Raw genomic sequence first — 12,770 nt, forward strand, 5'->3', positions numbered from 1 at the left:
TTTACCCCTTGTACAGTTTCGGGTTGAGAACATCACGCAGCCAGTCGCCTAACAGGTTCATCACCAGTACCAGCACAACCAACACAACACCCGGAATTACGGTAATCCACCAGGCACCGGAGAAAATATACTCAAAACCGCTGGAGATCAGAGAACCCAGGGAGGGCTGAGATACCGGCATGCCGAGGCCCAGGAAAGAGAGAGACGCTTCAGAGATAATGGCATTGGCTACCTGAACCGTAGAGATCACCAGAATAGGGCTCAGTGTGTTCGGCAGAATATGACGAAACATAATACGAATCTGGCCAAGACCCATGACTCGGGCGGCATCGATATATTCTTTCTTTTTCTCAGCCAGTACAGATGCTCGAATGGTACGGGCATATTGCGGCCATTCGGCGATACCGATCACAAGAATCAGCATCACCATTGCCAGATCCTGATACAGTTCAGTACCAAAGCTGGCCTGAAAAATAGCCAACACAACAATCGCTACCATCATGGTAGAAAACGACAGCTGAACATCGGCAAAGCGCATCAGGATGCTGTCCACACGGCCGCCACGGTAACCCGCGATCAAACCGACGATAATACCGATCGTTGCCTGCAACAGTACGGCACAGATGCCGATGGTCAGAGAGATACGGGTGCCGTACAGAATCGTCGACCAGAGATCACGTCCCTGGGCATCGGTACCCAACCAGAATTGCTCTTCACCCATCTCTTCATCCCAGCTGGGTGGCAGCTCGGAGTTCATGATGTCCATCTGAGTCGGATCATAGGGGTCAAAGGGTGCAATAACCGGCGCAAACAGCGCCATAATCACATAACCCATAAAGATAGTCAGACTAATCTGGGCGACACGGTCTTTAATAAAGCTGTTCCAGATATGCGTATCTTTAAAGCGCTGCCAGGCCGTCGGAACAGTCTCTACCTCAGGCATTTTACTGGCTGGTGTTTGATTTTGATTTGTCATGGTCATGCCGCCTTATTTCTTACCCGCCAGATTTACCGTTGGATTAACCAAACCATAAATCAGGTCAACAATAGTGTTGGTAATCACAAAAATCGCACCCACAACAATCAGGTAAGCCACAATCAGAGGAGTATCCACACGGTTAATGGCTTCCAGAAACAAAAAGCCCATACCCGGCCATTGGAAGACAGTTTCCGTCAGGATGGTGTAAGCCACCATGGTGCCGATCTGAACACCACCCACGGTAATCACCGGCAGCATGGTATTTTTCAGTGCGTGCAGAAAGTAGATACGGCGCGGGTTAAGACCCTTCGCCCAGGCAGATTTCACATACTCCGACTGCAGCACTTCCATCATCTCGGCACGGATCAGTCGGATAAACAGCGGCAACATAATCGATGCCAATGAAATACAGGGCAGAATCAGGTGCGCGATACCATCCCAGGTAAAGAAACCGGACTCCCAGCCCCAGAACATCGGCTGGGTATCACCCCGACCAAAGGAAGGCATCCAGCCCAGCTCAATGGAGAATAAGTAGATCAGGCCGATAGCGGTCAGGAAAACCGGCACCGAGATCCCGATGATACTGAAGCCCATCACCGCCCTGGAAAACCAGCTATGAGGATTAATGGCAGAGTAGACACCCAGCGGCACCGAGAGAAAAACAATAATCAGCGACGCCCCAAATACCAGCTCTAATGTGGCGGGGAGCTTACCCAGGATCACATCCAGTGCCGGTTCTTTAAAAAAGTAGGACGTGCCTAAATCACCCTGCAGCGCATTTTTTACAAAGCGGCCGTACTGTACTAAAAAGGGATCATTCAGGCCGAGTTCATTACGAAGTTCCTGGCGTTCGGCTTCTGATACCGATTGACCGACCATCTCACGTAACGGGTCACCTAAATTATCCTGAATGGAGAAGCTGATAATACTGATGACAAACATCACTACTATCGCCTGAGCCAGTCGTTTTATAAAAAAAGCAATCATGGTTGTTCTGCCTTTATGACGTCGCGGGTCCCTGCGTCGTTTTATTCTTTATGTCTAGAGAGAGCATTCACAGAGGAACACAGAGCCGGCCGGACATCACGGGGAAGGAGTGAGATGCCTGACCGGCGGAACTTCGTTTTATACGAGGCGGGGATTATTCTTCAATAACCAGATCACCCAGGTAAGGGAAGTTCATTACGTTCAGCACAGGCTCAATGTTCACACCCTTACGAGCGGCCCAAGCCAGGTTCTGCCAGTGCAGCGGAACAAAAGCGGCATCGTCGTACAGCATCTGTTCGATTTTCTGCATGATTTGCGCACGCTTCTTAGGACTGGTTTCGGTATTCGCCTGCGCCATCAGCTTGTCAGCTTCAGGGTTACAGTAGTTACCACTGTTGTACTGGCCCAGACCGGAATCAGTATCAGTACAAGCGGTCAGAAACTCGAAGAAGTTGTTGGAATCTTCAGTATCTGCGTGCCAGCCGATCATCATCATGTCTGCAGCGCGAGCGTCGAGCTCACCCCAGTACTGTGCTTTTGGCAAGGTTTTCAGATCAACTTTAATATTGATCTGTGCCAGCATAGATGCAACCGCCTGAGCGATCTTCTCATCGTTCACATAACGGTTGTTAGGCGCCATCATGGTGACGGTGAAACCATCTTCGTAGCCCGCTTCTTTCATCAGCTGCTTGGCTTTTTTCAGATCATAACGAGGCGTCAGAGCATCGTTGTGGCCTAGATAACCCCAAGGGCTCATCTGCGCAGCAGGTGTTGCGAAACCACGCATGATTTTCTTCACAATACCCTGTTGGTTAATGGCATAGTTAACCGCCTGACGTACACGGGCATCTTTGAAGGCTTCAACACGTTCCTGGTTCATCTGGAATGTGATGATATAGGTGCCGCCCATGGTCACCAGATCCACTTTATCGTTGGATTTGATGCGTTTGTGGTCGGTTGGCGGAACCGGAGCGATAAAATCAACGTCGCCGGACAGCAGAGCTGCAACACGGGTCGGTGCTTCTTTAATCGGGGTCAGAACGATCTTATCAACATTACCCGGAGACTTGGTATCCCAGTAGTTGTCATTGCGGTCGAACTCAACCTTTACACCCTGCTGGCGATAGCCAACTGTGTATGGACCGGTACCGGACAGCTGACGGGATGCAAAAGAGTTACCGTGTTTAACCAGTTTGTCTTTTGGCTCGCCGTTAGCATCAGTACCTGAGTAGAACTTGCTGTCCATTGGGAACAGGTAAGTCAGGTTATTCAGAATCAGCGGGAAAGGTTTTTCAGTTTTCAGCTCGACGGTGTAATCGTCGATCACTTTCAACCCGGAGAAAGGAGCAAATACGCCTTTAAAGTCAGCAGATTCGCGCAGACGGTTAAAGGTGAACTCAACATCTTTAGCGGTAAAAGGGTTACCAGAGTGGAATGTTACACCCTTACGCAGATGGATGCGCATGGTCAGATTATCAACACGCTCCCATTTTTCTGCCAGACGAGGCTCAAAGCCCAGCTTCTTATCCCAACGTACCAGAGGGTCAAACGTCATATGGGACAGCTGGAGTGTGCCACCGGAAAGCTGCTCGTGCGGATCAAGTGATACAGGGTCAGCATCGTATGCCATCTTCAAAGTTGCTGCATTAGCGCCAGTCATGAGCCCCAGGCTCAGAATCGCGCCAGCTAGCAGGGATACGGATTTTTTCATCTTGGACTCCCGTTAGTTATTATCTTTTTTTACGATTTGGTTCAGTCGGAAAGTGCTTCTGAACACAGACGGTGCGTCATTACACACTACTGTCATCGGAAAAAAGTCTAATGGAAGGCCCAAGGTCTACCAATTTGAATAACGAAAGATGCCATACAAGATCCGTATGACACTTTAATATCTCCCTAAAAACGGGCATTCAAATAGCTTATATTTCTGATCCTGCCCATTTAAAGTGCGAAAAAACCACTATTCCGCCGTTTCTGGGCCTCCTTCGCAACGTAAAAAAAACACCTGCATTACCTTTGGATACACCGCTTTTCTTCTTTAATGTCTGTTTCTGGGCCGTTATCTGCTTGCCCAACGAGTCCGGCTTGCCTAATATCCCGAGCGATTCATTTTTTGTATCAGCCCCCAACCCTGAGAACCTAATAATGGAATTTGATTTTATCCGCGACCGTGACGGCCAATGCAGTCTTGAGCTGAACGGTGAACAAACCGCCCTTGAACGCTGGTTTAATGCCAAAGAACGCCAGTCTATCTGCGCACTGGATGACCTTCTGGAGGTCATTGCGGATATAAAACAGGGGAACAAACGGGAATATATCGGTAATGACCCCGAGTTTCAGATTACCCTGACACCAGACGAGTGCGCGATTATTGCCAACTGGCTACTGTTTGATGAAAGCCTTGAGCATGAAGTGCGCGAAGGCGGTTACGACCGTACCAGTCTTGAAGAGGAGGATCTTCAGGCCGATGAAGGCGACGCCAAGGCTGAGTGCGGGCTGGATGACTTCGCTTATCTACTGGAGGAGTGGCGAGAGTTTCTGCGGGAAAACCAGCGCTAGCCGCTACAGGTTCCACGACCACTGGGATGCAGACAAGAAATCAATTAGGATAGTTAAAATTAGAATATATTAATTTAATCTATCCATAAAATAACAAGGTTTCTCTATGCCCACATTGCTGAACTGGATCGACGCCCTGCCCTGGTCACTACTGATCATTGGCTCTCTGACATTAGGACTCGCCCCTTTTTTTCCGGAACCTCACCTGATAGAAAAGCTCCGCATGCTGGGGAACGGCGAACTGAAAGCGCCCCTGGACTGGTTTGACCTCTTTATGCATGGCGCACCTCCCTTTCTGCTTATCGTAAAGCTTGCTGCAACCGGGCTCCGGCAGGTGGCCTAAGCCCTATGGTTATCCCAGTGTGCTTTATTTTGATATAGAAGAAAAAGGTTAAACAACTCTGCCTGACTGTTGATCTGTAACTTAGCGTAGAGGTGCTTCCGATGGTTTTTCACAGTCCCCAGCGCAATACCCAACCGATCAGCAATACCTTTTGAGGAATAGCCCAGCACAATAAGTCGTGCAATTTCCTGTTCACGACTACTGAGAATATCTTTGGCAAAGTTATCTAACAGATAAAGCTCTGCAGGGTTCGCATCAGTTTGCAGGTTCAGATTACTGCTGAGCCAGAACTGCTCCACCATCGCCTGTAATACCGGAAACAAAAATGTCATCTGCTGAGCCAGTTGATCAGGCTCTACCCGCTGCCGATGACTGTAAAAGCCAAAAGAAAACCCAAGACACTGGGTTTCAGTCGGCTGAAAGAAACACATAGCCTCATCGTACAACCCTAGAGGCGCATAGTATTCCCGAAAATAATCCGATTGCCGAAAACCATGGGGCGCAACTGCATCCAAGGTTTTAAAATCTGGTAGCGGATTGGTCAGCCAGTAGCGATAGAAGGGATCCAGCAGGTACATACGGTCACAATAGGGTTTAAGTGCCTTCTGCTTCAGATCTTCACTGAGATTATCTCGCAGAACGACAGGCCGCCTTTCCCGTTCTAAGAAGAAAAGTACGTAGTGAATACCGGAAAAATACTGTTCCAGCATACCGCCGATAGAGGAGAGAAACTGAGGGCTGCGCATCGTCCTGACCAGTTCAGCCAGAGGCTCCAGTGTGCTCGGGAGCGCACCATCTAAGTTTATTTTCTGCATATCACTGAAACCAAAAGGTTATGCCGGAGAAAGTACTCCGACATAACATGAATAAAAACAATAAGGGTTACCTGATATCCTCCAGTAGAGGTCTGAGTCGGTCAAGTAATGCCTGCTGATGAGGCTGAATATCCTGTTGCCCCCAACGGGCGATATCGGACGCAACAGGGTCTGGGACTTTGATTGATGATTCGCTCAGAGTTTCAATAACGGCATGCCCGCAGAAGGGTACATAACCTTCTGAGTAGCCCCCTTCATGAACCATCACCAGTTTTCCGTCGCATAGATGGTCCGCGACCTCCATAAGACTCTGAGTCATATTTGCAAAAGCAGTACTGTTCAGAATCATGCAGCCCAGCGGATCCATTGCCGATGCATCATAACCACATGCAACCACGATAAGCTCTGGTTTAAAAGCCTCCAATGCCGGTATTACCAGCTGTTCCAACGTGGCCTGATATGCACCAATACCAGAACCAGCATTAAGAGGAATATTCAGGTTTAGCCCCAAGCCTTCACCTTTCCCCCGCTCATCAGCACCTCCTGAATTGATCGGATAGTTGTTTTCGTGATGCAGAGAGATGGTCAGTATATCCCCGTTATCGTAAAACGCCTGTTGCGTGCCATTGCCGTGATGTACATCCCAATCAATCACCGCAACCCGCTTCACCAGCCCTTTTACCTGAGCAGCCATAATTGCCACAGGAATATTACCGATCAGGCAAAAACCACGACCACGATCCCTCTCCGCATGGTGACCCGGCGGACGAGACAAGCAGTAGCCATTATCGACCTCACCACGGAGCACGGCCTCTACGGTAGCGATTGCCAGGCCCGCAGACTTACGAGCGATCTCGAAGCTATCTTTCCTGAATGGTGCATATTCGCCACCATCACCAAAACCTGACTCTGAAGCTTCCGCCAGCCGCTGAAGATATTCAGAGGTATGGAACAACTGCAGATCACTCATCTCAGCTAGCTCTCCGGCAATGGGGACCAGTTCATGTAACAGACCGCTCACCTCAAGTAGATTACGGAGCCGACGTTTTGTCTCAGGGTTTTCTGCTGCAGTTGCCGGCTGAATAAAGCCACCAGCCTGATCAAAGACCGAGCACGGGCCCGCATCGTGCCACATACAAATTTCATGGTAAGCAAATCCGGTTTTTCGCATGGTTGTTATTCTCCAGTTTATTTTCTAATCAGGCTGCCAGTAGAAAGAGCAAGAAGCTCAGAACAGCGGCAATCGAAACGTAAGGAAGTTGACTCATAGCGTGCTGCATCGGCGTGATGCCGCAGCCTTTAGCTGAAATAACGGTGGCATCACCAAAGAAACAAGCATGGCTACCGAAAGCCCCCGCAGAAATCAAAGCCCCCAGCGTGAGAGCTATATCCGCACCAAGGGATTGAGCCAGCGGTACGACAATAGGCAAGGCAATTGCGTAAACCCCCCAGAATGAACCCGTGCCAAAAGCCAAAGCAGACAACAGAATAAAAGTCAGTGCAGGTAACCACTTGGCATCCATATACGGTGTTACGGTATCGATCAGATAAGGTGCCAGCCCTAACTTTTCGTTAACCGCCTGTAGAATGAAGGCCGTGAAAATAATCCCCAGAGGCACCAGCATGGACTCGAGCCCCGCCATCAGCTCATCAAACAAACGGGAAAAAGAGGCAATTCTCTGGAAGCTGTACAAGGCAAGAGTCACAATCAGCGCACAACCAACCCCCATCAATGCATCAATATCGAAATACCAGGTAGCAACGATCAGAGTCAGCATAGGCAGAACAAAGTTGATCATGCGGGGTTTAACATGGCTAGGGGTTGCGCTATCTTCCTCTACGCCTTCACAGCCAGTACTCAACTCCGCTTTTTTCATCGCACCTAACGGAGGAATAACACCCGAAATCACCAGAGGAACCAACATTACTGCGATCCACGGGTAGAAGAGATAAGGCAAAAGCTCCAGATAAAAACCAAAACCACCACCGGCCTCAGCCAGTCCATTACTTTCAAAAAGACCTGCCAGATAGAGTACCCAAGTTGAGAAAGGAATCAGCAGGCACACTGGCGCTGCCGTGGAATCAACAATATAAGCCAACATCTGACGAGAGACTTTCAGCTTGTCGGTCAGTTTACGCATAGCGGTACTGACGGTTAGCGCATTCAAATAATCATCGATAAAAATAACGATACCCAGCAGCCAACCAAACATCAGCGCTTTGCGGCGGGTACGGCAGTAGCGCCCGACAATATCACTGAATGCAAGTGTGCCTCCCGAGAACTGCAGCAAAGCGATCAGACTACCGAACAGACCACAAACCAGAAAAATCCAGCCAGTTGTGGGATCCTGCATCACTTTAAGAGCCGTTGCTGAAAACTCCTGCAGGGCTGTTTGCGGAGAGATCATCAGAAAGCCTGTCAGGCTACCGGCAATCAGAGCTTCAAGGGTACGGTGGGTTATCAGGGCGATAATCAGAACCACTACCGTCGGCAGCAGACTCAGACTGCCAAAGTCTCTGTCGCCACCATAAAACTGGTGGGCCAGCAGCGTGATCAGAAACAAAGTTAATAGTGAAACAAAAGGTAAGCGCAGCTTCCATTGGAAACGACTGCCCGACTGAACATTATCCATAGGGGAGATCCTCGATTAGTGTTGTTTTTGCGGGTTTTGGATCGCCATCCATTCTAGAAAGAGGTATCAGAATGCTAAATGTCCCCAAGGGGACATAGGCCGAGCCGCTAGAAAAAGAGCTATTGGGACAAGTTTTATCTCTGCTATGCTTCTGAAATCACTGGCCTTTTCATCCAATATTAATTACGGCCATCTGTTTTCAGGAGCACCTTATGTTTACGCTACATTCCCGTCTTGAGCAGGATACGATTCCTGTTGCAGATCTCCCCCTGAGCCGTTTGGTGATGATGAATGATGCCCGTTTTCCCTGGTTTATTCTGATCCCCCGTATTGGCGGAATCACCGAGATCCACCAGCTGGACAAAGCCAACCGCCAGCAACTGATGGATGAGTCCTGTATTCTGGCAGAGGCTCTGATGAGTGCATTCCGGGGTTATAAAATGAATGTGGCGGCCCTGGGCAATGTTGTGCCACAACTGCATATGCATCATGTGGTTCGTCAGGAAGGTGATGCCGCCTGGCCTGCTCCGGTCTGGGGTGTTGGTACACCGGAAACCATGAGCGAGGAAGAAGCTCAGACCGGAATCCGACAGCTTATTCCCCACCTGCAGAAAGCAATGCCAGAGCTTAAGCTGGTTTAATAAAGAGCTTCAGCGGATTAATAAAGAGCCTCAGCGGGGTTAATAAAGAGCCTCAGCGGGTTTGACTGGGAGCGAGTCACAGTGTCAGAAAGCAAAATGCATCAACCGGTTTATCTGTTTGACTGGGGCGATACCTTAATGGTGGATTTCCCGGAAATGACAGGAAAAATGAAGGATTGGCCCAAGGTTCAGATGCAGCCTGAAGCCGACAGGGTCTTAGCAGAATTAAGCCAAAGCGCCCGACTCTTTGTCGCGACGGGCGCTGCAGATTCCGCTGAAGCGGATATCCGCGCTGCCTTTGACCGGGTCGGTTTATGCCCTTATCTGGAGGGCTATTTCTGCCAAAGCAATCTGGGGCTGGGTAAAGGCACAGCCGAATTTTACCGGGCCATAATCAGACAGCTGGGCATTACTCCGGAGCAGTGCACCATGGTGGGTGATGACTTTGACAAAGATATCGCACCAGCACTTGAAGCGGGGCTTAAGGCGATCTGGCTGACGGATAAGAGTGAAACCGGTGAATACAAAGGACAGGCATTCAGTCGGATTAAAAAACTGGATGAGCTACTCTTATTCACGCCTCAAAGCGTATCATCCGGCTAAGAAAATAAACCAAAGCGGTTCAGACCATGACAGGAAAATCCAAACCGATGAAGATACGTTTTATCGATCAGATCAGCCAGATCAGCGATCCGCATTGGCAACAGCTGAACAACCACGATAACAACCCTTTTATCGGCAAAGCCTTTCTGCAGGCATTAGAAACGTCAGGAGCCGCCAGCGAAAAAGGTGGCTGGAAACCTCACCATCTGATAGCGGAGTCCGGTGATGACCTGATCGCCTTTATGCCTCTTTATCTCAAAACCCACTCCTATGGCGAGTATGTTTTCGACTGGTCATGGGCGGAGGCTTATCAGCGCTATGGACTGGCTTATTACCCCAAGCTTGTTACTGCCATCCCCTACACACCCAGCCAGGGCGAGCGCCTGTTAGTGGCAGATGGTGTACAAAAGTCCGACCTGATTCCTCTGATCGTGGATTCGGTAAAAGCTGAAGCAACACGGCTGGGAGCCTCGGGCTGGCACCTGCTTTTCCCCCGGGAAGATAAGCACCAGCTACAGGCAGGTCAGCAACTGCACACCCGTCTTACTTGCCAGTTTCACTGGTTTAATACCGATAACTGGCAGAACTTCGACCAGTTTTTGGCGAGTTTCAACGCGAAAAAACGTAAAAATGTCCGACAGGAACGACGTAAGGTTGTGCAACAGGGGCTGACACTGGAGCGCCTTGAAGGTGCCGATATCACACCGGAACAGCTGGAGCATTTCTATCACTGTTACCAAATAACCTATATGCAACGTGGACAAAAGGGCTATTTGAACCGAACATTTTTCCAACAGTTAGTGGAAACGATGCCGGAACAGATCATGCTGGTCATCGCCCGTCATACGGCAGACACCCCCGTGGCTGCAGCTCTCTTTTTCCATGACAGCGCCAGTCTTTACGGACGCTACTGGGGCAGCAAAGTTGAGGCCGACAGCCTGCATTTTGAAGCCTGTTACTACCAGGGTATCGAATATTGCTTAGAAAAAGGTCTTGATCATTTTGACCCCGGCACCCAGGGAGAGCATAAAATCAGTCGCGGCTTTCGCCCGATTATCACAGAGTCACATCACTGGCTGGCGGAGCCGGAGTTTGATGCCGCAATACGGGATTTTGTGCAGGAAGAAGCCAGGCATGTCCAGCTCTACGCAGAACAAGCCCGGGAGATGCTCCCTTTTAAAGAATAACGGTAGAGCCCTGAAATAGCTTTAAGGGCAGAACACGGTAAAATGCGGCGTGTTACTCCGTATCCACTTTGTAAAAGATAAAATATGATGCCTCTTCATTCCGGTTATGCAGACGACACGGTGACACAATTGATTCAGCTGGCGGCTCAATACCACGAGGTTGCAGCCATGTGGCTGTACGGTTCACGGTCAAAGGGAAACCACCGTGTAGATAGTGATTATGACGTGGCCGTATTGTTTTCCAGCAGAATTGAGGACCCTCTTGAACGCCGCCTTCGCCCTGAATTATTGGCGTTGGATTGGGTGAAATCGCTAGGGCTAAAGGAGGATCAACTGAGTATTGTTGATGTTAAAATCGCCCCGATTCCCCTAGCGATGAATATTATTTCTGGAACCCTGCTGTATTGTAATGATTGGGATGCTCGGTTGATGGCAGAAAAAATTATTATGTCGAAGGCCGAGCTGGATTATCATTACCACTTGAAGCATTTTGGAACCTAACCGATGCCTGTTTAGAAGCCCATCACTAGAACTTGGTTTTGGTGATCCTATCACTGGCTTATACGACGCACCCTCGGGAAGGCCCAATAAATCGATCATTCAGCTGCTTTATGTATAAATATAAACATGAAATTAGCGCAGATCCCTCTTTCGGCAGATGAAATACTTAGTTATTCATTTATACTAAATTAGTTCTAAAGAACAACAGCTTGAAGCTGCAAAGCCGCCGTTCAAAAAAAGCAATACGACCAGAGCCTTTCAGCCCTCCAGGGAATGCTTGCAGCCTTTCAGGGAATAGGAGCAGTTGGTGTCTTTCTCGACTATGCGACACAGATCACCACCGGACATACGATGGCAGTCTGCCGACAGACCAACCTACCGCTCCTAATAATGAAATATCCAGGCTAAGAACCGTCATCCGTTGACAAATATTCAACAGGGAGAAAAACGTGAAACGATCAATAACAGGTGTGATTCTAATATTGGTTGCCGCTGGTGGCTGGATACTATGGCAATCCCTGCTGAAGCCGGAGTTACCGGTCAGTATCGCTTCAGGTAACGGCCGGATTGAGGCGATTCAGGTCGATGTTTCAACAAAAATAGCCGGACGGGTTGATTCTGTTTTAGTACAGGAAGGCGATCTTGTTAAGCCGGGTCAGGTCGTGGCAACCATAGACACAACCCAGTTAATGGCCGAGCGACTCCGGGCTGAAGCTGAAATAGCCGGAGCAAAAAGTCAGATTGCCGCCGCCGAAGCGTCCATTGCGCAGGCTCAGGCTAAGTTGATTCTGACACAGCAGGAATTACGCCGGACACAGGAGCTGCTCAAAAAGGGTCATGCCAGCAAAGAAACCTATGATATCCGTGTCAGTGAAGTTGCCGTCGCCAAAGCCAATCTTAAGGCCGCTGAGGCGATGCTGACTGCACGGCAGCGCAGTGTTGATGCCGCTCAAGCTGTTGCGCAGGGTATCCAATCCCAGATCGATGATGCCACCCTGGTTGCACCAAGCCTTGGCCGTGTCTTGTACCGTCTGGCAGAGTCAGGGGAAGTTTTAGGCAGCGGCGGCAAAGTGCTAACCTTGGTGAATCTCACCGATATCTATATGGAGACCTTTCTGCCATCCACTCAAGCCCACCGTGTTGCTATTGGTGCCGAAGCTCGGGTTAAGCTGGATATTCTAGATGTCGCCATTCCCGCCACCGTTAGTTTTGTGTCCCCTGAATCCCAATTTACCCCGAAAGAGGTTGAAACGGCCAGTGAGCGCGAAAAACTGATGTTCCGCGTTAAAGTACGTATACCAGAAGAGCTGGTGATGGCCTACATTGACCGTGTTAAAACTGGCATACGGGGTGTGGCTTATATTCGCCTATCACCTTTGTCCAGTAAAGAGTCCAGTAAAGAGTCCGGTGAAGCCCCGGCTCCATGGCCGGACTTCTTACAGAAACTACCTTCAGGGATTCATTCAGCCCCTCAGACCAACAGCCAATAAAATCCGGGCGGACAACGCTTTGATGGCAACTT

At 49.5% G+C, this 12,770-nt stretch carries 13 protein-coding genes; 7 read left to right on the top strand and 6 right to left on the bottom strand.

The window, feature by feature from the left end; all coding sequences use genetic code 11:
* Nucleotide 1 precedes the first annotated feature (1 nt).
* From BTA35_RS06850 to BTA35_RS06860, 3 genes are all read right to left on the bottom strand, one after another.
* Nucleotides 2-982 carry an ABC transporter permease gene (locus tag BTA35_RS06850; protein ID WP_202931199.1) on the bottom strand — a complete coding sequence of 327 codons (981 nt, stop codon included), beginning with the start codon at nt 980-982 and terminating at the stop codon, nt 2-4.
* A gap of 6 nt (nt 983-988) precedes the next feature.
* Complete coding sequence (locus BTA35_RS06855; RefSeq protein ID WP_078319069.1) at nt 989-1,966, bottom strand: ABC transporter permease; 978 nt, start codon at nt 1,964-1,966, stop codon at nt 989-991.
* 154 nt (nt 1,967-2,120) lie between these two features.
* The gene (locus tag BTA35_RS06860; RefSeq protein WP_078319070.1) at nt 2,121-3,677 is read right to left on the bottom strand and encodes an ABC transporter substrate-binding protein; all 1,557 of its coding nucleotides are present in this window, start codon (nt 3,675-3,677) and stop codon (nt 2,121-2,123) included.
* A gap of 434 nt (nt 3,678-4,111) precedes the next feature.
* On the opposite strand from BTA35_RS06860, the gene BTA35_RS06870 reads away from it, so the two are divergent.
* Entirely contained in the window at nt 4,112-4,525 is a 414-nt protein-coding gene (locus BTA35_RS06870) for a YacL family protein (RefSeq protein WP_078319072.1), read from the top strand.
* A gap of 106 nt (nt 4,526-4,631) precedes the next feature.
* Nucleotides 4,632-4,868, top strand: a complete 237-nt coding sequence (locus BTA35_RS06875; protein ID WP_238377515.1) for a hypothetical protein — start codon at nt 4,632-4,634, stop codon at nt 4,866-4,868.
* Here BTA35_RS06875 and BTA35_RS06880 read toward each other — a convergent pair.
* The 3 genes from BTA35_RS06880 to BTA35_RS06890 form a co-directional block, all read right to left on the bottom strand.
* A complete protein-coding gene (locus BTA35_RS06880) occupies nt 4,865-5,683 on the bottom strand; it encodes a response regulator transcription factor (RefSeq protein WP_078319073.1) in 819 nt (272 codons plus the stop codon). The genes BTA35_RS06875 and BTA35_RS06880 overlap by 4 nt on opposite strands.
* Before the next feature lie 67 nt (nt 5,684-5,750).
* Nucleotides 5,751-6,854 carry a class II histone deacetylase gene (locus tag BTA35_RS06885; RefSeq protein WP_078319074.1) on the bottom strand — a complete coding sequence of 368 codons (1,104 nt, stop codon included), beginning with the start codon at nt 6,852-6,854 and terminating at the stop codon, nt 5,751-5,753.
* Nucleotides 6,855-6,882: 28 nt separating this feature from the next.
* Nucleotides 6,883-8,316, bottom strand: a complete 1,434-nt coding sequence (locus BTA35_RS06890) for a Na+/H+ antiporter NhaC family protein (RefSeq protein ID WP_078319075.1) — start codon at nt 8,314-8,316, stop codon at nt 6,883-6,885.
* A gap of 212 nt (nt 8,317-8,528) precedes the next feature.
* Between BTA35_RS06890 and BTA35_RS06895 the strand changes: the two genes are divergently transcribed.
* From BTA35_RS06895 to BTA35_RS06915, 5 genes are all read left to right on the top strand, one after another.
* Nucleotides 8,529-8,957, top strand: a complete 429-nt coding sequence (locus BTA35_RS06895) for an HIT domain-containing protein (RefSeq protein WP_078319076.1) — start codon at nt 8,529-8,531, stop codon at nt 8,955-8,957.
* Nucleotides 8,958-9,053: 96 nt separating this feature from the next.
* Nucleotides 9,054-9,560, top strand: coding sequence for an HAD family hydrolase (locus BTA35_RS06900; protein ID WP_078319077.1), 507 nt, complete (start codon nt 9,054-9,056; stop codon nt 9,558-9,560).
* 47 nt (nt 9,561-9,607) lie between these two features.
* Nucleotides 9,608-10,747: a GNAT family N-acetyltransferase gene (locus BTA35_RS06905; protein ID WP_078319078.1), complete on the top strand. Its 1,140-nt coding sequence runs from the start codon at nt 9,608-9,610 to the stop codon at nt 10,745-10,747.
* Between the two features lie 84 nt (nt 10,748-10,831).
* Nucleotides 10,832-11,248: a nucleotidyltransferase domain-containing protein gene (locus BTA35_RS06910; protein WP_202931200.1), complete on the top strand. Its 417-nt coding sequence runs from the start codon at nt 10,832-10,834 to the stop codon at nt 11,246-11,248.
* 449 nt (nt 11,249-11,697) lie between these two features.
* Nucleotides 11,698-12,738 carry an HlyD family secretion protein gene (locus BTA35_RS06915; protein ID WP_078319080.1) on the top strand — a complete coding sequence of 347 codons (1,041 nt, stop codon included), beginning with the start codon at nt 11,698-11,700 and terminating at the stop codon, nt 12,736-12,738.
* The last annotated feature ends 32 nt before the right edge of the window (nt 12,739-12,770 follow it).

It is taken from the genome of Oceanospirillum linum (assembly GCF_001995095.2).
In the GTDB taxonomy this organism is placed as follows: Bacteria; Pseudomonadota; Gammaproteobacteria; order Pseudomonadales; family Halomonadaceae; genus Oceanospirillum; species Oceanospirillum linum.

What these genes read in the sequence shown, in the direction of transcription:
- BTA35_RS06850 (WP_202931199.1), bottom strand. Translation starts at nt 982, where the DNA reads ATGACCATGACAAATCAAAATCAAACACCAGCCAGTAAAATGCCTGAG.
- BTA35_RS06855 (WP_078319069.1), bottom strand. Translation starts at nt 1,966, where the DNA reads ATGATTGCTTTTTTTATAAAACGACTGGCTCAGGCGATAGTAGTGATG.
- BTA35_RS06860 (WP_078319070.1), bottom strand. Translation starts at nt 3,677, where the DNA reads ATGAAAAAATCCGTATCCCTGCTAGCTGGCGCGATTCTGAGCCTGGGG.
- BTA35_RS06870 (WP_078319072.1), top strand. Translation starts at nt 4,112, where the DNA reads ATGGAATTTGATTTTATCCGCGACCGTGACGGCCAATGCAGTCTTGAG.
- BTA35_RS06875 (WP_238377515.1), top strand. Translation starts at nt 4,632, where the DNA reads ATGCCCACATTGCTGAACTGGATCGACGCCCTGCCCTGGTCACTACTG.
- BTA35_RS06880 (WP_078319073.1), bottom strand. Translation starts at nt 5,683, where the DNA reads ATGCAGAAAATAAACTTAGATGGTGCGCTCCCGAGCACACTGGAGCCT.
- BTA35_RS06885 (WP_078319074.1), bottom strand. Translation starts at nt 6,854, where the DNA reads ATGCGAAAAACCGGATTTGCTTACCATGAAATTTGTATGTGGCACGAT.
- BTA35_RS06890 (WP_078319075.1), bottom strand. Translation starts at nt 8,316, where the DNA reads ATGGATAATGTTCAGTCGGGCAGTCGTTTCCAATGGAAGCTGCGCTTA.
- BTA35_RS06895 (WP_078319076.1), top strand. Translation starts at nt 8,529, where the DNA reads ATGTTTACGCTACATTCCCGTCTTGAGCAGGATACGATTCCTGTTGCA.
- BTA35_RS06900 (WP_078319077.1), top strand. Translation starts at nt 9,054, where the DNA reads ATGCATCAACCGGTTTATCTGTTTGACTGGGGCGATACCTTAATGGTG.
- BTA35_RS06905 (WP_078319078.1), top strand. Translation starts at nt 9,608, where the DNA reads ATGAAGATACGTTTTATCGATCAGATCAGCCAGATCAGCGATCCGCAT.
- BTA35_RS06910 (WP_202931200.1), top strand. Translation starts at nt 10,832, where the DNA reads ATGATGCCTCTTCATTCCGGTTATGCAGACGACACGGTGACACAATTG.